Below are 25,650 nucleotides of genomic sequence, written 5' to 3'. Positions count from 1 at the left end.
GGGTAGGCTGTGATGGTCCGACGGCGGAAGCATGCGTAAAGCACGACGGCGGCATCCGCCCCGGTGTCGGCGGTGATCAGCCCCGGGTGCGGGCCGTAACAGCGTCATAACAGCCAGCGGAGCCCACAGTAGACTGGTTCGAGCCATGACCTTTCACATTTCCTACCCCGCAGAGCTGCCGGTCTCCGAGCGCCGCGAGGACCTGATGGCGGCCATCGCCGCCAACCAGGTGACCATCATTGCCGGCGAGACCGGCTCCGGTAAGACCACCCAGATCCCCAAGATGTGCCTGGAACTGGGCCTGGGCGAAAACGGCCTGATCGGTCATACACAGCCGCGGCGGCTGGCCGCACGGACGGTAGCCGAGCGTATCGCGGAGGAACTCGGCGTCGAAATTGGCCAGGAAGTGGGCTTCCAGGTCCGGTTCACCGGCGAAGTCAGCCGGTCCACCAAGGTTAAGCTCATGACCGACGGCATCCTCCTGGCGGAAATCCAGCGCGACAAGCTGCTGCGGAAATACAACGCGATCATCATCGACGAGGCCCATGAGCGAAGCCTCAACATCGACTTCATCCTTGGCTACCTCAAGCGCATCCTCCCTCAGCGGCCCGACCTGAAGATCATCATCACCTCGGCCACCATCGATCCGGAGCGTTTCGCCAAGCACTTTGGCTCCGAGGACGAGCCCTCTCCCATCATCGAAGTTTCAGGCCGAACGTTCCCGGTGGAGATCCGCTACCGTCCGCTGTCCCAGCCGGCACGCGGCACGGCAGACGGCGAAGACGCCGACGCTTCCGACGACGAACTCGAAGAGGACCGTGATCCACTCGACGCCGTCTGCGACGCCGTCGACGAACTCGCCACTGAGGCACCCGGCGACATCCTCATCTTCTTCTCGGGCGAGCGCGAGATCCGTGACGCGGCCGAGGCACTCAACGCCAGGATCCAGTCCAACCGGCGCCTTGCCGGTACCGAGGTGCTGCCACTCTTTGCCCGCCTCAGCCTGCAGGAACAGCACAAGGTGTTCCACCCGGGCAGCAAACGCCGGATCGTGCTGGCCACCAACGTCGCCGAGACCTCCCTTACCGTTCCGGGCATCAAATACGTCATTGATACCGGCACAGCCCGGATCTCCCGCTATTCGCACCGGACCAAGGTCCAGCGGCTCCCGATTGAACGCGTATCCCAGGCTTCCGCCAACCAGCGCTCCGGCCGGTGTGGCCGCGTTTCTGACGGCATCGCCATCCGGCTGTACTCCGAAGAGGACTTCGAGTCCCGGCCCCTCTTCACCGACCCCGAAATCCTTCGGACCAACTTGGCCGCCGTCATCCTCCAGATGACCGCCATGGGGGTGGCCCGTGGGCCCAAGGACGTCGAGAATTTCCCGTTTGTTGAGCCGCCGGACTCACGGGCAATCAACGACGGCGTCACCCTCCTCCGTGAACTCGGCGCCTTGAGTGCCGCCAGACCGCAAAACGCACAAGCGGACGCCAAGAGCGGCGGCCTGACCGCCGTCGGCCAGAAGCTCGCCCAGCTCCCAGTCGATCCCCGGCTCGGCCGGATGATCGTGGAGGCCGGCAAGCGCGGCTGCGTCCGTGAAGTGATGATCCTTGCCGCAGCGCTTACCATCCAGGACCCGCGCGAGCGTCCTACGGACAAGCAGCAGCTGGCCGCAGAGAAACACGCCCGCTTCCGCGATGAAAACTCAGACTTTACAGGCTTCCTGAACCTATGGAACTACCTGCAGGAGAAGCAGCAGGAACTCTCATCCACGCAGTTCCGCCGCCTGTGCCGCACAGAGTTCATCAACTACCTGCGCGTCAGGGAATGGCAGGACCTGTTCGCCCAGCTCCGGCAGCTGGCCCGGCCGCTGGGCATCAGCCTGGACAACAAGCGTCTCGCCGACCCCGTGGGCAACCACGAAGGCATCCATATCAGCCTGCTCTCCGGCTTGCTCAGCCACATCGGCATCCTCGACGAACGCAAACGCGAATACGTGGGCGCCCGGGGAAGCCGCTTTGCGATCTTCCCCGGCTCAGCGTTGTTCAAGAAGTCGCCTACGTTCGTCATGGCGGCGGAGCTGGTGGAAACCAGCCGTCTCTGGGCACGGGTGGCCGCCAAGTTCGATCCCGTTTGGGCCGAACAGGTTGCGCCGGACCTCGTCAAGCGCACTTACAGCGAACCGCACTGGTCCACCAAGATGGGCGCGGTGATGGCCTACGAGAAGGTCACGCTCTACGGCGTGCCCATCATCCCGAAGCGCCGGGTCAACTACAGCCGGGTGGATCCCGTCCTGGCCCGCGAGCTCTTCATCAGGCATGCATTGGTTGAGGGCGACTGGAAAACGCACCATAAGTTCTTCCACCGCAACCGCGCCCTCCTCCTTGAAGTCGAGGAGCTCGAAGCCAGGATGCGCCGCCGTGACCTGCTGGTGGACGACGAAACCCTGTTTGAGTTCTACGACGCCCGGATTGGCCCCGAAGTTGTGTCCGAGCGGCACTTTGACAAGTGGTGGAAGGAGGCCCGGCAGAAGAATCCGGACCTCCTGGACTACGACAAGTCGCTGCTGCTCAATGACGACGCCGACGACCTGGACGAGGCCGCGTACCCAAAGACCCTCCTGCACAAGGGGTTCGAGCTGCCGCTCAGCTACGAGTTCCATCCGGTGGCGCCCGGCTCGCCGCCCAACCCGTCCGACGGCGTCACGGCCGAAGTGCCGGTGCTCTTCCTGAACCAGCTCGATGATGCAGCGTTCCGCTGGCTGATTCCCGGGCAACGCGCCGAATTGGTAGCGGCCTTGATCAAGTCCCTGCCGAAGCAGATCCGGAAGAACTTTGTTCCCGCTCCAGATGTGGCCCGCCAGGCAGTGGCGGCCCTGGAAGCGGACTTCGACCCCGCCGTCGACGAGCTGGAAGCATCACTCGAACTGGCCCTCCGCCGGATCAGGGGCCACATCATCCCGCCCGGGTCCTGGAACTGGGATGCCGTGCCCTCCCACCTGCGCGTGAGCTTCAAGGTGGTGGACAGCAAGGGCAAGGTACTGGACGAAGGCAAGGACCTGGCCGCCCTGCAGGAAAAGCTGGCGCCGGCGACTCGCCGTGCCATCGCTGAGTCGCTGGGGGCCACGCCTGGAACGACGGCCCCAAAATCCGGCGGCAAAGCCGCTGGAATCCCCCCTGCGGCGGCCGAAGGAGGCAGCGCCAACGGCTCGACGCCGGGGTTCAAGGAGCAAAGCGGCCTGACCTCCTGGACGTTCGGCACGGTGCAGCGGCAGGTTAGCAACACCGTCAAGGGCCACACTGTAACGGGCTATCCGGCACTGGTGGACGAAGGGACCTCCGTGGCCCTACGCGTCTTCCAGACACCTTCGGAACAGCTGGAGGCCATGAGGGGCGGAGTGATCCGGCTTCTGGCCCTCCGCGTTCCTGCACCGGACCGCTACGTCCTGGAGCACCTCAACAACACCGAAAAACTGACGTTCAGCCAGAACCCGCACGGTTCAGTCTCCGCCCTCATCGCCGACTGTGCCTTGGCCGCCGTAGACAAACTGGTCCCGGCTGAACTTCCGTGGGACCAGGCGTCCTTCGATGCGCTGTATGAGCAGGTCCGCGCCGAACTCATCGATACCGTCTTCAGTGTGACGGCAGTGGTGGAACGCATCCTTGCCAGCACCCGGCGGATCGAGAAGCAGCTGAAGGGCACCACGAGCCTTGCCCTCATCAGCGCACTGAACGATATCAAGAGCCAATTGGAGCAACTCGTGTTCCCGGGCTTTGTGGCCCGCACCGGCTATGCCCAGCTGAGCCAGCTGCCGCGATATTTGGCAGCCATCGAAAAACGGCTGGAACGGCTGCCAGGCAACGTCCAGCGCGACGCCCTCAGCATGGCCGCCGTCCAGCGCCTGGAAGACGACTACGACGACGCGGTGTCGGCCCTGCTGCCTGGCCGCCGGGCAGGTGCGGAGCTGGCCCAGGTGCGCTGGATGATCGAAGAGCTCAGGGTGAGCCTCTTCGCCGTCGAGCTGGGGACTGCCTACTCAGTGTCCGAAAAACGAATCCGCGCCGTGCTCAACAAAGCTCTCGCGCCGGCCTAGGCTGTGGGCCTCAGTGGCTCTGGGCATCAGTGGCTCTGGGCATCAGCGGGGCTAGGCGTCGCCAGGTACGAATTCCCCGTAACCGGCGGCCCGCAAACCTTCGCGAAGCTTCTCGGCGTTCGCGTCCAGCACGGCAGGGTCAGGGTGCTGGTCGGCCGAAGCAAAATCAAAATCGGCCATGCTCCTGGATGGCCACACATGGACATGGAAGTGGTTGATCTCGTACCCCGCCACGATCAGCCCGGCACGCTCCGCCGGGAAGATATCCAGCTGCACCGCACCGATCCGGCGCGCCACTTCCATCACCTTGGCGAGCGTTTCCGGCGACGCATCCGTCCAGCGGTCCACTTCCTCTGTGGGGACCACCAAGGTGTGCCCGTCAGCCAGGGGCCCGGTGGTGAGGAAGGCGGCGACCTCCGGCTCGCGCCAGACGAAGCGTCCGGGGATCTCGCCGTTAAGGATTTTGGTGAACAGGGTACTCATGCGTCTGCCTCCTCGGCCGGGGCCTGCAGGGTGCTGGTGTCCAGCACAAACCGGTATTTTACGTCGCCTGCCACCATGCGGCCGTAGGCCTCATTCAGCTGGTCCGCGCGCACCAGTTCGATGTCCGCCACCACATGATGCATAGCGCAGAAATCGAGCATCTCCTGGGTCTCGGCGATGCTGCCGATCAGCGAGCCTGTGTAGGAGATCCGCCGACGGATCAGCGCCCTCGGGTTTACCGGTGGCATGGTCTCTGACGGCAAACCCAGCTGGAACAGCGCACCGTCCCGCCGGATGGTGCGAAGGAAGGGGTCCAAGTCATGTGGAGCGGCCACGGTGTCGATGATGACATCGATGCGGCGGTCGGCGGCGGCCATCGCGTCCGCGTCCCGGGACAACACCACCTCGTCCGCGCCCAGTTCCAGCGCAGCGGGAACTTTTGATTCGGAGGTGGTAAAGACCACCACACGGGCGCCCATGGCCTTGGCCAGCTTGACCGCCATGTGCCCCAGGCCGCCAAGTCCCACGACGCCCACTGTGTCCCCTTCCTTGACGCCGAAATGGCGGAGCGGGGAAAACGTGGTGACACCGGCACACAGGAGCGGCGCCACGGCAGCAGGGTCAAGGCTGTCCGGCACGCGGACCACGTACCGGCGGTCCACCACTACCGACGTCGAATAACCGCCTTGGGTGATCGCTCCACCGTTGCGGGCGTCCTTCGCCCCATAGGTCCCAGTCAGTCCGTTTTCACAGTACTGTTCCTGTCCGTCCAGGCAACTCCGGCACTCCCGGCACGAGTCGACCATGCAGCCAACCCCTACCAGATCTCCAGGCGCGAAGTCGTTCACGGCCGACCCGACAGCACTGACGCTGCCGACGATTTCGTGCCCGGGAACCAAGGGGTAGTGCTGGGTGCCCCATTCCCCGCGGGTGGCGTGGACATCCGAGTGGCAGAGGCCGCAGAAGTCAATGGCAATCCGGACGTCGTCCGCCTTGAGTGCCCGCCTTGCTACGGTCAGCGGGATCAGGCCGCTTTCCCCGGACGTGGCGCCATAGGCGGCCGCCAGGCTGTCGTTTACCGTGCTGTCATTTTCGAAGCTGCGAGCCGGCAAAATCGGGCGGGCGAGGGGCGGCGGTACGGGTCGTCCAGGGGTCATACAGCGACGCTACCCCCGTGTTGCCGGATATTTCCACTCGGGAGGCATTCCACCGGGCAGGCGCTAGCGGGGCTCGCTGCCCGTCACCACAGGCAAGGCAGGGTTGTTGGACCATTCGGAGAACGAACCCGGGTATAGCGTCGCCGCGATGCCGGCAATCTCCAGTGCCGCGACCTCGTGGGCGGCCGTGACGCCGGAACCGCAGTACACGGCCACGGGGGCGTCCCCGGAGATCCCCAGCGTGGTGAAGCGGCGCCGCAGTTCGTCGGCGGGGAGGAACCGCCCCGACGCATCAACATTCTCCGTCGTCGGAGCACTGACGGCGCCCGGGATATGGCCAGCCCGCGGATCCACCGGTTCGAATTCCCCGCGGTACCTTTCGCCAGCCCTGGCGTCCAGGAGGACTCCGGTGCCGGCCCAACTGCCCGCTGTGGCCGCATCGATGGCCGGCATTGCCCCATCACCAAGGGTGACGTTGCCCGGCCTTGCCTCCACATTGCCGCGTTGCACAGGTAGCCCAGCGCCGCGCCACGCCGCCAAGCCGCCGTCGAGCAGGTACACGCCCGGGAAACCGGCATTGCGCAGCATCCACCAGACCCGTGCTGCAGCCAGGTTCCCGCTGTCGTCGTAAGCGACGACGATGTCGCCGTCGCAGATGCCCCAGCGTCGAGCCGAGGCCTGGAACTGTTCAGCTGGTGGAAGCGGGTGCCTGCCATATTCCGGCTGGGCGGGGGCAGCCAGTTCGGTGGCCAGGTCCACAAAAACTGCTCCGGGCAGGTGTTCTTCAAGATAGTGTTCGCGGCCATGGGGATCGCCCAGTTGCCACCGGACGTCCAGCAGTACGGTGCGCTGGCCGGCTTTCATTCGGCCGTCGAGTGCGGCCACATCCAGAAGGGGTCCCATGCGGCTCCTAGGAGTAGTTGGTTCGGGCTTTGACCAGACCACTCTAGCCCGGGCCCAACGGGCAGCGCGGGTAGGCTGGTCCGGTGAAGAACGCACGCGCGGACAGGGCCTGGGCTGACCAGGCCATCAGGAAAATTACCGCAGAAAACAACCGGTCCGCGGATACGCACCTATACTCGGTGCCGCTTGCGGAGCACTGGGGAGTCCAGCTGTACCTCAAGGACGAATCAACCCACCGCTCCGGCAGCCTCAAGCACCGGCTGGCCCGTTCCCTGTTCCTCTTTGGCTTGGTCAACGGCTGGATCCGGGAGGACACCACGATTGTGGAGGCGTCCAGCGGCAGCACCGCCGTCTCCGAAGCCTATTTCGCACAGCTGCTGGGCCTGCCCTTCGTTGCTGTGATGGCCCGGACCACCAGCCCGGAAAAGATCGCCCTCATTGAACAGTTCGGCGGGGCCTGCCTGCTCGTGGACCACGCGTCCGAGGTCTACGCCGCTGCGGAGGAGGTCGCAGCAACCAGCAACGGGCACTACATGGACCAGTTCACCTACGCCGAGCGGGCCACCGACTGGCGCGGCAACAACAACATCGCAGAGTCCATCTTCGATCAGCTGTCCATGGAGGAGCACCCGGTCCCCCGCTGGATCGTTGTGGGTGCCGGCACTGGCGGAACCAGCGCGACGATCGGCCGCTACCTCCGGTACCACTCCCATGACACCTCTCTGGCAGTGGTTGACCCGGAGAACTCTGCTTTCTATCCCGGCTGGCGGGACGGCGTGCCGGAATTCACCACCGGCATTCCCTCGCGGATCGAAGGCATCGGGCGGCCGCGGATGGAACCCAGCTTTGTCCCATCTGTCATCGACCGCATGATCCAAGTGCCTGACGCCGCGTCCGTGGCCGCAATGCGGCACCTTCGGGAACTCACGGACCTGCACGCAGGGCCTTCCACCGGCACCAACCTCTGGGGTGTCTGGCAACTGGTGGCGGAGATGATCGCCACGGGCCAGCGCGGAAGTATTGTGTCGCTGATGTGCGACGGCGGCGAGCGCTACGCGGGCAACTACTACAACCCGGCGTGGCTGGCCACCCAGGGGATGGACCCCGAGCCCCATCAGGCAGTCATCAGCCGCTTCTTCGAAACCGGCATCTGGGCACCCTAGACTTCGACTGTTTCACGGACCGCCAGGTGCGTGAATTCCGTGCCGTACTTGGCTCCGATCCGGGTCACATGAGACTCCACCATCTTCAGGCCCATCTCGTTCAGGAGCCCATCGTGGATCTGGAAGGCTTGCGGTGCCCGGACGCCGATGACAAAGTCCACCACTTCGCTGGCCTTGTTCCACGGTGCATGGATGGGAACCAGCAGCGTCTTGACGCTGATGCCGTCCGGGACGATGAAGGAGTCGCCCGGGTGATAGACATTTTCGTCAATGAGGTAGCCTACGTTGGCCACCACGGGAACCTGGGGATGGATCAGGGCATGCTGGCCGCCGAAGCTGCGGACGCTGAACCCGGCAGCGTCAAAGGATGTCCCGGGTTCAACCGAATGGATCCGGTCTGCGGCTTGCGGCGCTTCCTCGCGCAGGTTGCCTGCCACCCCCGCAGGCGCGAAAACAGCGAGCTCGCCTTCACCCCGCAGGGCATTGACCAGGGCGGCTACGTCCACGTGGTCGCCGTGCTCGTGCGTGATCAGCACTGCCTGCGCGCCGTCCAGTGCTTCCTTCACTTCGGAGAACGTGCCGGGGTCAAGGACCAGGACACGCCCGTCTACTTCGAGCCGGACGCAGGCGTGGGTGTATTTAGTCAGCTTCATAGCGCCAGCCTAGGGTCCTGTCCGGGCAGGTGTCCACGGAACTCCTGCCCGCTAAGGTCTGGCTGGTAATCTGGATCTTTGCCACCATCCCTCAGGGAAGCGAGTCAATCCATGCCGTTTGGCACCAAGACTGACGAATCGACGCCGTCAACCCCCGCGCCGCGGGCAGGCACCGCCGCGGGCAAAGAGCAGCGCGTCACTAAGCAGCGCCTGGCCGTCAGCGCTGCCCTGGACGAACTGGATGACTTCGTCAGCACGCAGGAGCTCTACCGCATCCTGCAGAACCAGGGCGTTTCCGTCTCCCTCGCCACGGCGTACCGGATCCTGCAGTCGCTGGCTGACGACGGGCTCGTGGATGTTCTGCGCAACGGTGAGGGTGAGGCCGTCTACCGCCGCTGTGCCGTAACCGGCCACCATCACCACCTCCTGTGCCGGAACTGCGGAAAAGCCGTTGAGGTCGAAGCACCCGCCGTCGAAACGTGGGCCGCGCGGACAGCCAAGGACCATGGTTATACAGAGGTGGCGCACACCGTGGAGATCTTTGGGCTGTGCCCGGACTGCACGGCACGCAAGGCCGCTGGGCTCCTGTAGCCTGGTCCGTCGTCGAACACGGACCTGAATCCGCGGGAGATCCTCAGGCCGCGTGCAGCAGCCGGCCGTTTAGCCCGCGCTTGGCGCGGACCGTTCCGATGATCCGACACACCACATAGATGACGAATGACAGCGTAGTGACATAGGGGCTGATCGGGATGCGGCCGCCCAGTGCCAGCAAGATCCCTCCGACGGTCGCAGTCATCGCAAATGCCACGCTCAGCACCACCACCACCACCGGTGAGGACGTTACCCGCAAAGCCGCTGCGGCCGGCGTAATGAGCAGGGCCAGGACCAGCAAGGCACCCACCACCTGAATGGACAGGGCCACGCTCACGCCCAGCAGGACCATAAAGACCAGGGCCAAGGTCCGCACGGGAACCCCCCGGGCTTCGGCAAGCTCAGGGTCGACACTGGCAAAGTTCAGCGGCCGCCAGATGATCACCAACGCCACCATGACCACCACTGCTGTCCCGGCCAGGGCCTGCAGCTGAACCGTGTCGACAGAGACGATTTGGCCTGTCAGCAGGCCGAACTTATTCGCCGCCCGCCCTTCATAGAGCGACAGGAACAGGATGCCGAGCCCCAGTCCAAACGGCATGATCACGCCAATGATCGAATTCTTGTCCCGCGCCCGCACGCCCATGAGCCCGAGGAGCAGCGCGGCCGCCACTGACCCAATGAGCGAGCCGAAGACGATGTCAGCGCCGATGAGCAGCGCAAAGGCAGCCCCGGCGAAGGAAAGTTCGGAAATGCCGTGAACTGCAAAGGCGAGGTCACGCTTCATCACAAACGTCCCGACGAGGCCGCCCAGCAGCCCCAGGACCGCGCCGGCCCAAATGGAGTTCTGGACCAGGACCAGGAGTTCGCCATAGTTTTCGAAGCTGAAGATCGACCCGATGATGCTGTCGGCGTCCATCACGCCACCTCAGCGGCGGTGGCGTGGACATCCGCGTGATGGTGCGTGGTTGCGTCCGGAAGTCCGACGACGACAATGCGTCCGTTGGCGTGGATGACCTCCACATGGCTGCCATAGAGGTCGGAGAGAACCTCGGTGGTCATGACTTCCTGGGGAGTTCCTACCCGGAAGCGGCCTCCGGCCAGATACAGCACGCGGTCTACGTAATCGATGATCGGATTGATTTCGTGGGTCACAAACACCACTGCACTGTTCTGTTCACGGCACTGCTTGTTGATCAGGGCGCTGACCGCCTGCTGGTGGTGAAGATCCAGGGACAGGAGCGGCTCGTCGCACAACAGGACCTTCGGGTCCGTCGCCAGAGCCTGGGCTACCCGAAGTCGTTGCTGCTCACCGCCGGAGAGCTGCCCCACCGGGACCTTGGCGTAGTCCGTGGCACCGACAAGTTCCAGGAGTTCGTCGATCCTGCGGTTTGCTTTGGCGGCCCCGAGGCGCAGGCCCCACCGGTGGCCATCGACGCCCAGGCCCACCAGGTCCCTGGCACGCATCGGCGTGTCCACAGCGAACGATTTCTGCTGCGGGATGTAACCGATCATCCGGCTCCCCCGTTCCACGGGGTGCGCTCCGAGGCTGGCAGTGCCCGAGTGGAGTTGCTGCAGCCCGAGCAGCACTTTCAAGAAGCTGGTTTTCCCGCTTCCATTGGGACCAAGCACGGCGAAAAATTCACCGGGCCTGATGTCCAGGTCGAGACCCTCCCACAGCGCCCTCCTGCCAAACTGCAGGGACGCCCCACGGAGGCTCACAACCGGTTTCAACTACTTTTTCTCCAAAACTTTGCTGATGTTGTCCACATTGTCCGTCATCCACTGCAGGTACGTCTTGCCCTCCGGCAGTGTTTCGCTGAAGTCGACCACCGGAACGCCGGCTGTTTCTGCCGCCTTCTTCAGCGCCTCGGTCTGGGGACCTTCGGTCTGCAGGTTGTACGCCAGGAAGCTCAGGTCCTTGGAACCGGCAAGATCGGTTGCCGCCTTCAGCACGGCTGGCGGTACGTCAGTGCCTTCTTCGATCGCTGCAGTGTAGTCCTCCGGTGTCTTGTTCTCCAGCCCGGCGGCCTCAAGCAGGTACAACGGAACTGGCTCAGTAACTGCAACAGGAGCTCCGGCATCGGCCGCCGACAATGCTGCCATTTTACCCGTGAGCCCCTCCAGGCCGGACTTGAACGTGGCTGCGTTCGCCTCGAAAGTGGCAGCTGAGCCCGGCTCGGCTTCACCGAACTTGGCAGCGAGGACATCTGCCAGCTTCCCCATCGCAGAGAGGCTGTACCACACGTGTTCGTTGAACTCGCCGTGATCGTGGACGTGGTCGTCAGCCGGCTCGGTGGCTTCCGCAGCCGCAGGCTCGGATGCTTCCTCCTCCGGCGCCAGTCCCGATACTTCCACGGCACTGACAATGCTGTCGTGGGGGATCTTGCTGTCGTCTGCGAGCGTGTGGATAAAGCCGTCGTAGCCGCCACCGTTCTCAATGACGAGGTTGGCCTTGGACACTACCAGCCGGTCCTGGGCGGTCGCCTCGTAGGAATGCGGGTCCTGGCTGGTCTTGTTGATGATCGCCGTGACGTTGACCTTGTCGCCACCGATGGCCTTGGCAATGTCGCCGTAGACGTTCGTGGAGGCAACCACATTGATTCCCTCGGCGGCCGAAGAGGCGCCGGAGGGCGCCCCCTCAGCAGAGCATGCAGACAGCATCAGGCCAAGGCCGGCGAGGGCGGCCAGGGATGCACGGGCGGCGGATGGACGGCGCACGGAAACCTCAGATCAGTTCAGGAGGGACAAAAGCAACTCCGGAAAGTCTATCTCCAAATAGGAATGATTCCTATTTAGAAAAGCGCCAGTGTCCCCAACCGCGGGCATCACTCGCCGTTCGGCTGGCCGAGCCTCCGGATCCCGGTCGCCTGCGTAGCATCCCGGATTTCACCGACAAGCTGCTCGATCACATCTTCCAGGAACAGCACCCCCTGCGTCTGGCCATCCGGGCCGATGACCCGGGCCAGGTGCGAACCGGTTCGCTGCATGACCGACATCGCCTTCTCGATCTCATCGCCCAGCGCGAGGTTGGCAAGAGAGCGGATCCGGCTTTCCGCAATCGGGTGCTGATAATCCGCATCGGGGATGGACAGCACGTCCTTGACATGCAGGTAGCCGTAGAGCATCTCGTCATCGTCCAGCATCGGGAACCGCGAGAATCCGGTCCTGCTGACTGCCTTCTCGAATTCCACCGGCGTGGTGGCGGCCTTTAGCATGACCAGCTTGTCCAGCGGCACCATGATGTCCGAGGCGGTGTGGTCGGAGAATTCCAGTGCACCCGTGATCAGCCCTGCATCATCGTCCACCAGACCGTGCCGGGTGGACTCCTGGACGATCGATTGGACTTCCTCCAGGGTGAACGAGGAATTCACCTCGTCTTTGGGTTCGATCCGGAGGAGCTTCAGGATGTGGTTGGCCGACCAGTTCAGGGCCACAATAACGGGCTTGACCAGGCGGGCAACAAACATCAGCGGCGGCGCCAGGAAAAGTGCGGCCTTGTCAGCTACCGAAACCGAGATGTTCTTCGGCACCATTTCGCCGAAGGTCACGTGCAGGAAGGTAACCACCATCAGCGCGACGGCGAACGCCGCCACATCGGCGATCTCCATTGGCAGCCCCACGGCTTCCAGCGGGGCAGCCAGGAGATGGTGGATGGCCGGTTCGGCTACCAGCAGGATCAGCAGGGAGCAGACCGTGATGCCCAGCTGCGCGCACGCCAGCATCAGGGACACGTTCTCCATTGCCCGCAAGGTGGTCTGCGCGCGCTTGGACCCGGCGTCGGCCAGCGGTTCAATCTGGCTGCGCCTGGCCGACATCACGGCGAACTCGGCGGCAACAAAAAACGCGTTACCCAGCAGGAGCACTACCAGCCAGAAAATTCCGGCCCAGTCACTCATCGTTCCGTCCTGTCATTCGGGTCAGGCTCTGCATCAGGGGCGGCCGGCCGGAAGCAAATCCTGTCGATCCGGCGCCCGTCCATCCTGGTCACGCTCAACGTTCCGCCGCCCACGGCCACGGTGTCCCCGACGGCGGCGATCCGCCCCAATTCACTCATGACGTAGCCGCCCACCGTCTCGTAGGCTGCTTCGTCGGGAACGGTCAGGCCGGGAATCTGTTCGGAGAGTTCGTCCGGACGCAGCAGCCCAGGGAAGTACCAGTCACCCGATGCGCTTTGCAGGAGCCCCGGACGGACTTTGTCGTGCTCGTCCGCCACTTCTCCTACGATTTCCTCCACGAGGTCTTCGAGCGTCGCGATTCCGGCGGTGCCGCCATACTCATCAAGGACCACGGCGAGCTGGAGGTTTCCCTCGCGGAGTTCAGCGAGGAGAGCATCGAGGTGGATGGTTTCCGGGACCCGAAGGACGTCGGTCATGATGGCTCCGGCTTCCAGGTTTGCCCGGCGTGCCGAAGGTACGGCCACAGCCTTCTTGACGTGGACCAATCCCCTGATGTCATCGGCAGAGTCCCCGATGACCGGGAACCGCGAGTAACCCGTGCGGCGGGCGGCCTCCACGATGTCCGAAACGGGCTGGTCGGCGTCGATGGTTTCCACGCGGATCCGTGGTGTCATCACGTCGGCTGCCGTCCTGGCCGAGAAGTTCAGTGTCCGCGCCACGAAGTTGGCCGTACCGGCGTCGAGCGTTCCCATGGCAGCCGAGCGACGCACCAGGGATGCGAGCTCAGCAGGCGTCCGGGCACCGGAAATCTCTTCCTTGGCTTCGAGGCCGAAGACGTTGAGCACTTTGTTGGAAAACCCGTTGAGGAGCACGATGGCCGGTCTGAAAATGGCCGTGAACATCAGCTGTGGCCTCGCGAGTGCGCGGCCCACGGGGAATGACAGGGCGATGGCCATGTTCTTGGGCACCAGCTCGCCCAGGAGCATGGAGAGCAGGGTGGCCAGCACCATCGCGATGACAAGGGAAATGGACGCTGCTGCGGCCTCAGGGATCCCGGCGGCGGTCAGGGGCACCTCAAGCAGCTTGCCGACGGAGGGTTCCATGACGTAACCGGTCAGGAGGGTAGTCAGGGTGATGCCAAGCTGGCAGCTGGAGAGCTGGGTTGAAAGGGACTTCAGGCACTTGAGCAGCGCAACGGCACGGGTGTCACCGTTGTCGATCGCGCGTTGGACAGTCGCCTGGTCCAGGGCAATGAGGGAAAATTCGACGGCGACGAAGAAGCCGGTGCCGGCGATCAGCAGGAGGCCTGCCGCGAGGAGTAACCATTCCATTCAGCAGCCCGCCCGGTGATGCTGGGGCGGGGTGATGGTGCAGGTCCGTGTTCCAGGCTGGATCCGGGGAAGTCTGCCCGGCGGAGGATGGTCCGCCGAAGCGGACGCTGTCTCCTTGAAGGCTCCGGAGGCGTGGAACGACGGAGTGTGATGGGCGCGTGTTCGGGGTTTGCCGGCTCGGCGGGTCGGCTGCGCGTTGCTGTACTTCATGCTCCGCTGACAGCCCCCAGGCCGGCACCTAGATTTACTGTCCATAAGAATTTCAGTCTACAGGAGCAAATCCCGGCATCCTGAAGCGTCCCCTGGGATAGCCCTCCATGAGCGTCGGGCAGGGACCGGCGGCGCCATATTTGCCAATCTACGCGTCACTTCATGATTTGGGTCACCCTTATTGGCAGTTAATACAGAATGCTCATTAGACTGGCAAAGGTCTGGGTTCAGAGGACGCAGAGACTGGTTCGGATGTTGTGCTGAGGCACCGTGGCGGCCAGAGAGAAATCAAACTCATGGAAGAGGCGTATTTCAAGTGCCAGAGCAGCCTAGCCACCGTCTACCAGAGGAATTTGGCGGAAACGAGTGGCTCGTTGACGAACTGTACGAGCAGTATCAGCAGGACAAAAACGCGGTGGATGCCAAGTGGTGGCCCCTGTTCGAATCCTTCGACTCGGGCAGCGGTTCTTCCTCCAACGGAAATTCGGCCCTCGCGGTTGCTCATCCCGCAACCCGCGAAATGCCCGTCGTAGCCCAGGCGCAGGCCCCCGCAGCTCCGGCACCGTCGCCGGCAGCACAGCCGGCCGCGCCTGCCCCCGCTGCAGCTGCGCCTCCTGCTCCCCCGGCACCGGCGCCGGTTAAGAAGGCACCGGCCACCGTGGCGCGTGACGGCGCGAAGAAGACCGAGCCGGGCTCCGGATCACAGCCGATCCCCGCGCAGCTTCCCAAGAACGTCAAGGCACCCACGGCGCCTGAGGAAGACGTCGTCTCCATCCTTCGTGGCCCGGCCAAGGCCATCGCCACGAACATGGTGACTAGCCTTGAGGTTCCCACCGCTACCAGCGTCCGTGCGATCCCGGCCAAGTTGCTGATCGACAACCGCGTGGTCATCAACTCCAACCTGGCGCGGGCCCGCGGTGGCAAGGTCTCCTTCACCCACCTGATCGGCTACGCCGTCATTCGGGCCCTGTCCCAGTTCCCGTCCATGAACGTGTACTACGACGAAGTGGACGGCAAGCCCGTCGCCGTCCAGCCGGCCCACGTGAACTTCGGCATCGCCATCGACATGCCCAAGCCCGATGGAACCCGCCTCCTGATGGTTCCCAACATCAAGAAGGCGGAGACCCTCAACTTCTCCGAGTTCTGGCACACGTATGAAGACCTCATCAAGCGGGCCCGCAGCGGCAAGCTGACCGCCGACGACCACCAGGGCACCACTGTTTCCCTGACGAACCCCGGTGGCATCGGCACCGTCCACTCGGTGCCCCGCCTCTCCAAGGGCCAGGCCGCCATCATCGGCGTGGGCGCGCTGGACTACCCGGCCGAGTTCCAGGGCGCGAGCGAAAAGATCATCGCGCACAACGCGATCAGCAAGGTCCTGACGCTTACCTCCACCTATGACCACCGCGTCATTCAGGGAGCCGGCAGCGGCGAGTTCCTGAAGCTCGTCCACCAGCTCCTGCTGGGGGCCCAGAACTTCTACGACGAAATCTTTGAGTCCCTCCGCATCCCGTACGAGCCCGTGCGCTGGAGCCCGGACCTGCAGGTTGACCCGTCCGACCAGATCAACAAGGTCGCCCGGATCCAGCAGCTGATCCACTCCTACCGCGTACGCGGCCACCTTATGGCGGACACCGACCCGCTGGAGTACGTCCAGCGTAAGCACCCCGACCTCGACGTCCTGACGTATGGACTGACCCTGTGGGACCTGGACCGCGAGTGGCCCACCGGCGGCTTCGGCGGCAAGCCCATGCTGAAGTTCCGCGACATCCTGGCGGTGCTGCGTGACGCCTACTGCCGGACTACGGGCATCGAATACATGCACATCCAGGAGCCGGAGGAACGCAAGTGGTTCCAGGACCAGCTGGAACACCCCTACTCCAAGCCCACCCGTGAAGAACAGCTGCGCATTGTTTCCAAGCTGAACGCCGCGGAGGCCTTTGAGACGTTCCTGCAGACCAAATTCGTGGGCCAGAAGCGTTTCTCCCTTGAGGGCGGCGAGTCCCTGATCCCGCTCCTTGACGCGATCATGTCAGACGCCGCCGATGACGGCCTGGACGAAGTCGCCATTGGCATGGCCCACCGCGGCCGCCTCAACGTGCTGACCAACATCGCCGGCAAGACCTACGCCCAGGTCTTCCGCGAATTCGAGGGCACCCAGGATCCGCGCTCCGTCCAAGGCTCGGGTGACGTCAAGTACCACCTTGGCACCGAGGGCACCTTCACGTCGGACAATGGCAACGAAACCAAGGTTTACCTCGCTGCCAACCCCTCGCACCTTGAAGCCGTGGACTCCGTGCTCGAAGGCATCGTCCGCGCCAAGCAGGACCGCCTGGACCAGGGCGAGGCCTTCCCGGTCCTGCCCATCATGGTGCACGGCGACGCCGCCTTCGCCGGCCAGGGCGTGGTGGCAGAAACCTTGAACCTGTCCCAGCTCCGTGGCTACCGCACCGGTGGCACCATCCACGTTGTGGTCAACAACCAGGTCGGCTTCACCACAGCTCCATCGTCCTCGCGCTCATCCACGTACTCCACGGATGTTGCCAAGATGATCCAGGCTCCGGTGTTCCACGTGAACGGTGACGATCCGGAGGCAGTGGTCCGCATTGGCCAGCTCGCCTACGAGTTCCGCCAGCGCTTCCACAAGGACGTTGTGATCGACATGGTCTGCTACCGCCGGCGTGGCCACAACGAGGGCGACGACCCCTCGATGACCCAGCCGCTGATGTACAACCTGATCGAAGCCAAGCGCTCCGTCCGCAAGCTGTACACCGAATCGCTGATTGGCCGTGGCGACATCACCGAAGATGAAGCAGAGCAGCTGCTCCGCGACTACCAGGAGCGCCTGGAGCGGGTCTTCGCCGAGACCCACGCCGCCCAGACTTCCCCGATCCCGATCATCACGGCGGACTCCGCAGCGGTTTCGGACATCGAACGTCCCATCGCCCAGCAGTCCGATTTCGGCACCAACGCTCCCGCGTCCACGGCCATCTCCCCGGAGACCCTGGCCCGGATCGGCAAGGCACACGTCGAAATCCCCGAGGGCTTCACCGTCCACTCCAAGCTCAAGCAGCTCCTCGAGAAGCGCGAGCAGATGTCCCGTGAAGGCGGCATCGACTGGGGCTTCGGCGAGATCGCAGCCTTCGGTTCGCTCATCATGGAAGGCGTTCCCGTCCGCCTCGCAGGTCAGGATTCGCGCCGTGGAACCTTCGTGCAGCGCCACGCCGTGTTCCACGACCGCTCCAATGGCAACGAGTGGCTTCCCTTGGGCAACCTCTCAGACAACCAGGCAAAGCTGTGGATCTACGACTCCCTGCTGTCCGAATACGCGGCCATGGGCTTCGAGTACGGCTACTCAGTGGAGCGCCCCGACGCGCTCGTGCTGTGGGAGGCGCAGTTCGGCGACTTCGTCAACGGCGCGCAGACCATCATCGACGAGTTCATCTCCTCCGCCGAGCAGAAGTGGGGCCAGCGTTCATCGCTCGTGCTGATGCTGCCGCACGGTTACGAGGGCCAGGGCCCGGACCACTCCTCGGCACGTATCGAGCGCTTCCTGCAGATGTGCGCGGAAGAGAACATGATCGTTGCCAATCCCACAACAGCCGCGTCGCACTTCCACCTGCTGCGTCGCCAGGCGTACAGCAGGCCGCGCAAGCCGCTGATCATCTTCACGCCAAAGCAGCTGCTCCGCCTCAAGGGAGCCGCATCCTCGGTCGAAGACTTCACCACTGGCAGCTTCCGCCCGGTCATCGGTGAGCACGAGCAGCTGGCGGCTGACGCCGTCGAACGCGTGTTGCTCGTATCCGGTCGCCTGTACTACGACCTCCTGTCCACCCGGCAGAAGACCGAGGACAAGACGACGGCGATCGTCCGTGTCGAGCAGCTCTATCCGCTGCCCGCGGCGGAAATTGCGGCGGAGCTCGCCAAGTACCCGAACGCGGAGGTTGTCTGGGCACAGGATGAGCCCGCCAACCAGGGACCGTGGCCGTTTATGGGCCTGAACCTTCCCGACGCGCTTGACCGCAGGGTCCGGCTCGTGTCCCGTCCGGCGTCGGCATCCACTGCCGCCGGCTCCATGAAGCGGCACGCAGCCGAGCAGGACACACTCCTGAAGCAGGCTTTCGCCCGTAAGTAACCACGAGGGCTGCCCGGCCGGACGTCGAAATACCAGACTCCGGCCGGGCAGTTCTGTTTAATGGGTTGCGAGGGTACCAACGGGCAGAGTCTGCCCGGCCCGTCCCGCGCTGCCGGCATGGGGCGCCATTCAGTACGGAAGTAAAGAGGAACTTGTGGAAGACAGGAAGCTGCGCATCGCAGCTGTTGGAGATGAACTGCTGGCCGGACTGGGCGATCCCAGGGCCCTCGGCTGGCTGGGCCGCGTCCTGGCCCGCACTCCGCAGGACGGCATGGCACTTGAGAGTTATGCCCTCCCCTGCCCACAGGAAGGAACGGAAGGACTGGCCGCCCGCTGGCTGGAGGAAGCCGGCCGGCGTTTCAGCGACCTCCACGAAAACCGGCTGGTCATCGGGCTCTCCGGCCGCGATATTGAGTTTGGCCTCTCCACCGCCCGCAGCCGCCTTAACCTGGCCAACATCCTGGACTCCGCCTCGCAGAACCGGATCGAAGTCTTTGTGGTTGGCCCGCCACCTACGCTGGATCCCACCCAGAACCGCCGGCTGGGAGAGCTCAACACGGCCTTCGCCGATGTAACCACCAGGCGCAAGCACCTGTATGTTGACACCTTCTCACCCCTGCTGAACCACGAGCAGTGGCGCCAGGACCTCGCGGCTAACGGCGGGACACCCGGCCAGTCTGGCTACGGCCTGATGGCCTGGCTGGTCCTGCACCGGGGTTGGTTCCAGTGGCTGGGCATGGACGCCCCGGAGTAATCCACACGCTGCCAATCGCGATATATCTTGACCCGTCCGCCGAGGCGTTATACCGTGGGGTATCAGTCACGATATATCGCGATCTTGGAGGATCCATGGCAGAGAGCAGCTGGGCCGTCACCGAGCCCCGCATTATCGACGTCGACGGTGTCACGTCGCTGAAGCTGGGAATGGTTCGCGGGCGGTTCGACATTGTCACCCACACGGACACCGTAGCGCGCGTTGAGGTTTCCGAAGTCCAGGGCGATCCCGTAGCCATCAGCCTGGTGGACGGCCGGTTGGAGGTTCGGCACCAGCTCCACGGGCCGCAGGGGTGGTTCAAGAACCTCATGGGGACCGTCAACCACAACAGCAACAATTCGGCTGTCATCAGCATCGCCTTGCCCGAGGGCGTTGACGTGGAAGCCGGAACGGTCAGCGGTGATGGCCTGGTGTCGGGTATCGGCGGGCACATACGGCTCAACACGGTGTCTGGCTCGGTGATGGCGGATGGAACCGCCGGTGACCTCCACGTCAACACGGTCAGCGGCGAGGTGATCGCACGCAACCACGACGGCGTCCTGACCGCCAAGAGCATCTCCGGTGAAGTCACCGCCTCTGGAAGGTTCAGCCACATCCGGGCCAACACTGTCAGCGGCGACATGAGCTTCGACCTCCTGGGCTTCACCCAGGATTTTGGCGCCAATTCAGTTTCGGGCGACCTTACCATCCGCCTTCCGCACGACGTCGGCGTGGACATCGTGGCCAAGTCGGCCAGCGGCACGCTGGTCATCGACAACCAGCAGTACTCCCAGCCCGGCGGCAAGGTGGAAACAATCGCCGGCCCGGACGGCAAGCTGATGATTGTCCGGACCAACTCCGTCTCCGGCAAGACCTCCATCTTCCATGGCCAGACAGCCGGGGCCCCGGAAACAGAGTACTGATGCCTCCTGTCTTCGCCCACGGCGCCCTAAGGCTCTACCTCCTTGCCCTCCTCGAGTCCGGGCCCAAGCACGGCTACGAGCTCATCAAGGCCCTCAATGAACGGTTCGGCGGCACGTACTCGCCCAGCGCGGGCACCATTTACCCGCGGTTGGGGAAGCTGGAAGAGGAAGGGCTCGTCGCCACGGAATCCGCAGGCCGCCGTACCAACTACCACATCACGCCTGCAGGCCTGGCTGAACTGAACACCCGCCGGGACGAGCTGGCCGGCGTCGAAAACGACATTTCCGCCTCCGTACGGCGGTTGGCGGACAGCCTCCGCGACGATATCCGGACCAACATGCGTGGCCTGAGGGCAGATCTCGCAGCAACGGCCGAGGCAGCAAGGGCCTCGGTCCGGAACGGTGACTTCAGTTCGGCCGGACCCCGGCAGTCACCCGAAGGACACCGCACGCTCAAGGAAGCCGAGATGCTCCTCCAGGCGTTCCGCGACGACCTCCGAGTCGAGCTAAGGCTGCAGGCTAACAGGGAGCCGCTGAGCCCCATGGTGCTCGAAACCGTCCGGACGGTACTGGACCAGGCCCGCATTTCCATCCGGAATTCCCTGCCGGGCTGAGCGGCCGCTTCACAGGCGGTCCTGGTTCGCGGCCCGTGCCATCATGTGGGAGACTTGAGGGCAGCTCTTTTGAGTACCAACATTAAGGAGGCCAGCTATGAGCAAGCGTGCACGTAAACGTCGTGACCGTAAGCGTGGCGGCGCGAACCACGGCAAGCGCCCCAACACCTAAGCAAAAGCTTGGTATGACGGTTCAAACGAAGAACCCCGGAAGTCACATGGCTTCCGGGGTTCTTCGTCTCTTACGGTGTGTGGCCGGTTCGGTGCCCTCAGGCCTCGACGGGACGGATTGAATGGATCCGGTCCAGGATGGCGTTCTTCAGGTTCTCCGGTGCCGCTTCCGTGCAGGAGCGTTTGACCATGTTGCGGATGACGCATTCGAGGTCATACTGCTGGGTGCATTCCGGGCAGTCATCGAGGTGGTGCTTGATGTCCGTGATGTCTTCCCGGGTCAGTGCCCCGTCAAGATATTCGTAGATGCGTTGCATCCGGGCGTCGTCGCAGTCGCCCAATCCCTGGCAGTCGCTCATTTCCTGTTCTCCTGTTGTGTGCTTCCGGCCGTTTCCTGAGGATCGACGGCGGTTTTGAATCCCCGCTCGGCGGCATATTCCGCCAACATGTCCCGCAACATTTTCCGGCCGCGGTGGAGCCGGGACATCACAGTGCCGATGGGCGTGTTCATGATGTCTGAAATTTCTTTGTACGCGAAGCCTTCTACGTCGGCGAAATACACCGCGAGCCGGAACTCTTCGGGAATGGCCTGCAGCGCCCTCTTGACGTCGGTGTCAGGCAGGTGGTCCAAGGCCTCTGCTTCGGCCGACCTTAACCCGCTGGACGTGTGGGACTCTGCCCTGGCGAGTTGCCAATCCTCAATGGTGTCCGAGTTGGACTGCAGCGGTTCGCGCTGCCGCTTGCGGTACAAATTGATGTAGGTATTGGTCAGGATGCGGTACAGCCACGCCTTGAGGTTGGTACCGGGCTTGTACTGGTGAAAGGCCGAAAATGCCTTGGTGTAGGCCTCCTGCACAAGGTCCTCGGCATCAGCGGGGTTCCGCGCCATCCGCATGGCCGCTGAATAGAGCTGGTCCACGTACTGCATGGCATCGCGCTCAAAACGAATCCGGCGCTCCTCCGTGCTTTCCGTGGCAAGGTCAACTGCCGGGGCTTCGGGTTCTGTGGCCGCCGTGTCCGGCAACAGCGCGGCATCAGGCGTTCCGCCTGACTTCGCGGCGTCCGGTGAGACATCCGCGGTCTTGGCTTCGCGCCCGGAGGCCTCATACATGGCCTCGAGGGCCGGATCCAGGGTGCTCATCGCCCCCAAGTCTACTGTGACGCTCCGGGCACGCGGCGACCCGTACTCCGGGGCACCGGTTTCCAAAGCCTCCATCGCCACGGGGCCTGCCACGTCCATGCCGTCCTTCACCAACCCCAAAGGCCAACTCCATTTCCCTGTACCGTTCGATGCGCCCGGACCTGCAGCCCGCAACCCAACCGCCATGGCGCAGTGTGCGCCGTGATTCGTCCGTCACTGCCGGACCCGCAATCCATAACCTTTAGTGGCGGGCAAATATTCCCCAAAAGTGCAAGACTAGAACCGACTCCGCCGCATTCGACGCGGTTCGTCCAGCCAGGAGGAAATCCATGTCCTTTGTCCGTACCCTCGCCCGGCCCATGCTGGCATCCAGCTTCGTACTCGCAGGACTGGATAAGCTCAAGAACGCGGATGACACTGCCCAGCAGCTGTCGCCGCTTCTGCGCAAAGCCACGGCCTCACTGCCTTTCCGTACGGAAGACAAGACACTGGCCCGGGTCATCGGCGGGGTGCAGGTGGGCGCCGGAGTGCTGTTTGGCCTGGGCAAGTTCGCGCGGTTCTCTGCGACGCTGCTCACGGTCATCTCTGCCCTTAACACATTCGTCGAATGGCGCAGCGCCGACATCAGCACCAAAGAGGCCCGTGTGGCACGCCGCAACCAGCTCCTGAAGAACCTGTCCCTGAGCGGCGGGGCCCTGCTGGCTTCGGTGGATACTGCCGGTAAGCCAGGGTTGGCCTGGCGAGCGGAACACCTCGCTGCCGACGCCAGGAAGGGCGCTTCGCACCTGGCAGCTGACGCCCGCAAGAGCACTGGGAAGAAACTCCACAAGGCCGACAAGGCCGTGCGTCGTGTGGTGGACCAGGCAACGGGGGCATAAGGACGCATGACCGGATCCACTACCGCCCTTTCGCAGCCTGACGCTGCCGAAGCTCTTCCGCTCTGGCCCGCACCGTTCGCCACCAGGCCCATCAATGCCACGGTGACCGTGCCGGGTTCGAAGTCCCTGACCAACCGGTTCCTCGTCCTGGCGGCGCTGGCTGACGGACCGTCCCGGCTCCGCGCTCCGCTGCACTCCAGGGACTCCGCCCTGATGATTGAGGCCCTGCGGCAGTTGGGGGCTTCCATCACAGAAGTTCCCGGCGACGGAGCCTTCGGCCCGGACCTTGAGGTCGTTCCCCTCAGCCAGGACGCGCCGTCGTCGCTGGCCCGGATCGACTGCGGACTGGCCGGCACCGTCATGCGCTTTGTTCCTCCGCTCGCTGCACTGCGGAACGGCGTCAGCGTGTTCGACGGCGATCCGCACGCCAGGAACCGCCCCATGGGGACCATCATCGAAGCCCTGAAGGCGCTCGGTGTGGCCGTGACGGCAGAGGACGGCGGGACACCGGCGTCCCTGCCCTTTGACGTGGCCGGAACCGGGGAAGTCCGGGGCGGACATCTGGTGATCGACGCCAGTGCATCGTCCCAGTTTGTCTCTGCGTTACTGCTGGTGGGTGCACGCTTTACCGAGGGGCTGCACCTGGAGCATGTCGGTAAGCCGGTGCCGAGCCTGGACCACATCAACATGACAGTGGCAGTCCTTCGCGGCGTGGGCGTGTCCGTGGATGATTCCGTCCCCAATCACTGGGTCGTGGCGCCAGGAACTATCCGAGCGTTTGACCAGCGCATTGAGCAGGACCTTTCCAACGCCGGCCCTTTCTTGGCCGCCGCATTGGCCACCAGCGGCACGGTCCGGATTCCCAACTGGCCCACTGGAACCACGCAGGTGGGTGACCTCTGGCGCAGTATCCTTGCGGACATGGGCGCCACGGTCAGCCTGGCCGACGGCGTCCTCACTGTCACCGGCGGAGCTCAGATCAAGGGCGCCGACTTTGATGAAACCAGTGAGCTTGCCCCCACTGTCGCGGCGCTCTGCGCGCTTGCCAGCGGCCCCTCCCGGCTCAGCGGGATCGCACACCTCCGCGGCCATGAGACTGACCGGCTCGCCGCCCTGGTCGCGGAGATCAACCGGCTGGGCGGCGACGCCGAGGAAACCAGCGACGGGCTGGTGATCCGCCCGGCCAAGCTGCATTCCGGCGTCGTCCACAGCTATGCGGACCATCGAATGGCAACTGCAGGGGCGATACTGGGCCTCGCAGTGGAGGGCATAGAAGTAGAAGACATCGCCACCACGGCCAAGACCATGCCCGATTTCCCGCGGCTGTGGGAAAACATGATCGCGCAGGGCCAGGAACCTGGTACGCCGGGACCCGCTGGTAACGCATAGTGGCACGCAGCACTGACTCCTGGGACGAATCCGACGTCCGGATCCGCCCCAGCAAGAAGGGTTCCCGACCCCGCACGAAGGACCGCCCCAGCCACGACGACGCCGTGACAGGACGGATCATCACCGTGGACCGCGGCCGATACACAGCGGTGGTCGGCGAAGATTCAGGGGAAGAACGCACCATCATCGCCGCACGGGCACGGGAACTCCGCCGGTCCCCCGTGGTCGCTGGCGACTTCGTTTCATTGGTGGGAGATGTCTCCGGGGAACCGGACACGCTGGCCCGGCTGGTCCGGATCCAGGACCGCAGGACACTCCTGCGGCGCAGCGCCGATGATACCGACCCCGTTGAACGGGCAGTCGTGGCCAACGCCGACCAGCTTGTTGTTGTGGTGGCGGCGGCAAATCCCGAACCACGCACCGGCTTCATTGACCGCGCACTCGTCGCCGCCTACGACGCCGGCATCGAGCCGATCCTGCTGGTCACGAAAGCCGATGTCAAAGACCCTGCCGAACTTCTGTCGAACTACGAGCACCTGGACTTCCCGGTCATCATCAGCCGGACGGCCGACGCCGCTGCATCCGGCATCGATGCCCGCTCCGACGACGGGCTCTCGGCGCGCCTCGACAGCGATGCCGTCGCCCAGCTTCGGGCCTACCTCGATGGCAAGGTCACGGTGATGCTGGGACACTCAGGCGTAGGCAAGTCCACCATGGTGAACGCCCTGACCGGAGCCGAGCGAGCCACTGGCGGAGTCAACGCCGTGACAGGCCGCGGACGCCACACGTCCTCCTCGGCCCTGGCCCTTAAGCTGGCCGACGCCCCTGCTGGAAGCTGGATCATCGACACCCCCGGCATCCGGTCTTTCGGACTGGCGCATGTCGACGCAGACCGCATCCTCCGCTCCTTTCCGGACCTGGAACCGGGCACGGATGCGTGCGAGCGCGGCTGCAAACACAATGCCAGCGCAGTCAATTGCGGCCTGGACTCCTGGGTTGCCGAAGGCCATGCGGGCCCAACCGGACCCGCCAGGCTCGCGTCCCTCCGTCGCCTACTCGGCACCGATCCCCGCATGGAGGGGCAGGAAACCAAGGAATTGGGCAGCGTCAACTGACCCGCCCGGCCGGCTGGGAGCAGCGCCCAGGCTGTTCAGGACGCCGC

At 64.2% G+C, this 25,650-nt stretch carries 22 protein-coding genes; 11 read left to right on the top strand and 11 right to left on the bottom strand.

Annotated features, from left to right (window positions below; genetic code table 11):
- Nucleotides 1-145 precede the first annotated feature (145 nt).
- Complete coding sequence (hrpA, locus tag V9L18_RS03775) at nt 146-4,093, top strand: ATP-dependent RNA helicase HrpA (protein ID WP_443197926.1); 3,948 nt, start codon at nt 146-148, stop codon at nt 4,091-4,093.
- A 51-nt stretch (nt 4,094-4,144) separates the two neighbouring features.
- Here hrpA and V9L18_RS03770 read toward each other — a convergent pair whose 3' ends face one another.
- The 3 genes from V9L18_RS03770 to V9L18_RS03760 all read right to left on the bottom strand — a co-directional run bounded on the left by V9L18_RS03770 (nt 4,145) and on the right by V9L18_RS03760 (nt 6,636).
- Nucleotides 4,145-4,576, bottom strand: coding sequence for an HIT family protein (locus V9L18_RS03770; RefSeq protein WP_337345828.1), 432 nt, complete (start codon nt 4,574-4,576; stop codon nt 4,145-4,147).
- Nucleotides 4,573-5,733 carry an NAD(P)-dependent alcohol dehydrogenase gene (locus V9L18_RS03765; RefSeq protein ID WP_337345827.1) on the bottom strand — a complete coding sequence of 387 codons (1,161 nt, stop codon included), beginning with the start codon at nt 5,731-5,733 and terminating at the stop codon, nt 4,573-4,575. Before V9L18_RS03765 ends, V9L18_RS03770 begins: the two co-directional genes overlap by 4 nt.
- Nucleotides 5,734-5,796: 63 nt before the next feature.
- Entirely contained in the window at nt 5,797-6,636 is an 840-nt protein-coding gene (locus V9L18_RS03760) for a sulfurtransferase (protein ID WP_337345826.1), read from the bottom strand.
- Between the two features lie 83 nt (nt 6,637-6,719).
- Between V9L18_RS03760 and V9L18_RS03755 the strand changes: the two genes are divergently transcribed.
- Nucleotides 6,720-7,799: a PLP-dependent cysteine synthase family protein gene (locus V9L18_RS03755; protein ID WP_337345825.1), complete on the top strand. Its 1,080-nt coding sequence runs from the start codon at nt 6,720-6,722 to the stop codon at nt 7,797-7,799.
- Here the strand turns inward: V9L18_RS03755 and V9L18_RS03750 are convergent.
- Nucleotides 7,796-8,452, bottom strand: a complete 657-nt coding sequence (locus tag V9L18_RS03750; protein WP_337345824.1) for an MBL fold metallo-hydrolase — start codon at nt 8,450-8,452, stop codon at nt 7,796-7,798. The genes V9L18_RS03755 and V9L18_RS03750 overlap by 4 nt on opposite strands.
- Nucleotides 8,453-8,563: 111 nt before the next feature.
- Here V9L18_RS03750 and V9L18_RS03745 point away from each other — a divergent pair, with 111 nt between their 5' ends.
- Nucleotides 8,564-9,043, top strand: a complete 480-nt coding sequence (locus V9L18_RS03745) for a Fur family transcriptional regulator (RefSeq protein ID WP_337345823.1) — start codon at nt 8,564-8,566, stop codon at nt 9,041-9,043.
- 43 nt (nt 9,044-9,086) lie between these two features.
- Here V9L18_RS03745 and V9L18_RS03740 read toward each other — a convergent pair whose 3' ends face one another.
- The 5 genes from V9L18_RS03740 to V9L18_RS03720 form a co-directional block, all read right to left on the bottom strand.
- Complete coding sequence (locus tag V9L18_RS03740; RefSeq protein WP_337345822.1) at nt 9,087-9,962, bottom strand: metal ABC transporter permease; 876 nt, start codon at nt 9,960-9,962, stop codon at nt 9,087-9,089.
- Nucleotides 9,962-10,777, bottom strand: coding sequence for a metal ABC transporter ATP-binding protein (locus tag V9L18_RS03735; RefSeq protein ID WP_337345821.1), 816 nt, complete (start codon nt 10,775-10,777; stop codon nt 9,962-9,964). The genes V9L18_RS03740 and V9L18_RS03735 overlap by 1 nt, the downstream gene beginning before the upstream one ends.
- Nucleotides 10,778-11,764 carry a metal ABC transporter solute-binding protein, Zn/Mn family gene (locus tag V9L18_RS03730; RefSeq protein WP_337345820.1) on the bottom strand — a complete coding sequence of 329 codons (987 nt, stop codon included), beginning with the start codon at nt 11,762-11,764 and terminating at the stop codon, nt 10,778-10,780.
- A gap of 107 nt (nt 11,765-11,871) precedes the next feature.
- Entirely contained in the window at nt 11,872-12,942 is a 1,071-nt protein-coding gene (locus V9L18_RS03725) for a hemolysin family protein (RefSeq protein WP_337345819.1), read from the bottom strand.
- A complete protein-coding gene (locus V9L18_RS03720; RefSeq protein ID WP_337345818.1) occupies nt 12,939-14,273 on the bottom strand; it encodes a hemolysin family protein in 1,335 nt (444 codons plus the stop codon). Before V9L18_RS03720 ends, V9L18_RS03725 begins: the two co-directional genes overlap by 4 nt.
- 526 nt (nt 14,274-14,799) lie before the next feature.
- On the opposite strand from V9L18_RS03720, the gene V9L18_RS03715 reads away from it, so the two are divergent.
- The 5 genes from V9L18_RS03715 to V9L18_RS22025 all read left to right on the top strand — a co-directional run bounded on the left by V9L18_RS03715 (nt 14,800) and on the right by V9L18_RS22025 (nt 21,081).
- The gene (locus tag V9L18_RS03715; protein ID WP_337345817.1) at nt 14,800-18,618 is read left to right on the top strand and encodes a multifunctional oxoglutarate decarboxylase/oxoglutarate dehydrogenase thiamine pyrophosphate-binding subunit/dihydrolipoyllysine-residue succinyltransferase subunit; all 3,819 of its coding nucleotides are present in this window, start codon (nt 14,800-14,802) and stop codon (nt 18,616-18,618) included.
- Between the two features lie 154 nt (nt 18,619-18,772).
- Complete coding sequence (locus V9L18_RS03710) at nt 18,773-19,372, top strand: GDSL-type esterase/lipase family protein (RefSeq protein WP_337345816.1); 600 nt, start codon at nt 18,773-18,775, stop codon at nt 19,370-19,372.
- A gap of 95 nt (nt 19,373-19,467) precedes the next feature.
- Nucleotides 19,468-20,295 carry a DUF4097 family beta strand repeat-containing protein gene (locus V9L18_RS03705; protein ID WP_337345815.1) on the top strand — a complete coding sequence of 276 codons (828 nt, stop codon included), beginning with the start codon at nt 19,468-19,470 and terminating at the stop codon, nt 20,293-20,295.
- A complete protein-coding gene (locus V9L18_RS03700) occupies nt 20,295-20,909 on the top strand; it encodes a PadR family transcriptional regulator (protein ID WP_337345814.1) in 615 nt (204 codons plus the stop codon). The genes V9L18_RS03705 and V9L18_RS03700 overlap by 1 nt, the downstream gene beginning before the upstream one ends.
- 97 nt (nt 20,910-21,006) lie before the next feature.
- Nucleotides 21,007-21,081 (top strand): 50S ribosomal protein bL37, encoded by a 75-nt coding sequence (locus V9L18_RS22025; protein WP_369299106.1) that lies wholly within the window; start codon nt 21,007-21,009, stop codon nt 21,079-21,081.
- A gap of 97 nt (nt 21,082-21,178) precedes the next feature.
- Here the strand turns inward: V9L18_RS22025 and rsrA are convergent, their stop codons facing one another.
- Both rsrA and V9L18_RS03690 read right to left on the bottom strand, forming a co-directional pair.
- Nucleotides 21,179-21,439 carry a mycothiol system anti-sigma-R factor gene (gene rsrA / locus V9L18_RS03695; protein WP_131131627.1) on the bottom strand — a complete coding sequence of 87 codons (261 nt, stop codon included), beginning with the start codon at nt 21,437-21,439 and terminating at the stop codon, nt 21,179-21,181.
- Nucleotides 21,436-22,341: a sigma-70 family RNA polymerase sigma factor gene (locus V9L18_RS03690; protein ID WP_443197925.1), complete on the bottom strand. Its 906-nt coding sequence runs from the start codon at nt 22,339-22,341 to the stop codon at nt 21,436-21,438. The genes rsrA and V9L18_RS03690 overlap by 4 nt, the downstream gene beginning before the upstream one ends.
- Before the next feature lie 209 nt (nt 22,342-22,550).
- Between V9L18_RS03690 and V9L18_RS03685 the strand changes: the two genes are divergently transcribed.
- From V9L18_RS03685 to rsgA, 3 genes are read left to right on the top strand one after another with little or no spacing between them, the layout of a single operon-like run.
- Nucleotides 22,551-23,099, top strand: a complete 549-nt coding sequence (locus V9L18_RS03685) for a DoxX family protein (protein WP_337345813.1) — start codon at nt 22,551-22,553, stop codon at nt 23,097-23,099.
- 6 nt (nt 23,100-23,105) lie between these two features.
- Nucleotides 23,106-24,488, top strand: coding sequence for a 3-phosphoshikimate 1-carboxyvinyltransferase (gene aroA / locus V9L18_RS03680; protein WP_337345812.1), 1,383 nt, complete (start codon nt 23,106-23,108; stop codon nt 24,486-24,488).
- A complete protein-coding gene (gene rsgA / locus V9L18_RS03675) occupies nt 24,488-25,603 on the top strand; it encodes a ribosome small subunit-dependent GTPase A (protein ID WP_337345811.1) in 1,116 nt (371 codons plus the stop codon). Before aroA ends, rsgA begins: the two co-directional genes overlap by 1 nt.
- Nucleotides 25,604-25,650 lie beyond the last annotated feature (47 nt).

This window comes from Pseudarthrobacter sp. CCNWLW217 (assembly GCF_037203985.1).
Classification (GTDB): Bacteria; Actinomycetota; Actinomycetes; order Actinomycetales; family Micrococcaceae; genus Arthrobacter.
Note: the sequence above shows the minus strand (reverse complement) of the source record. Positions and strands in the feature narration are given on the sequence as shown.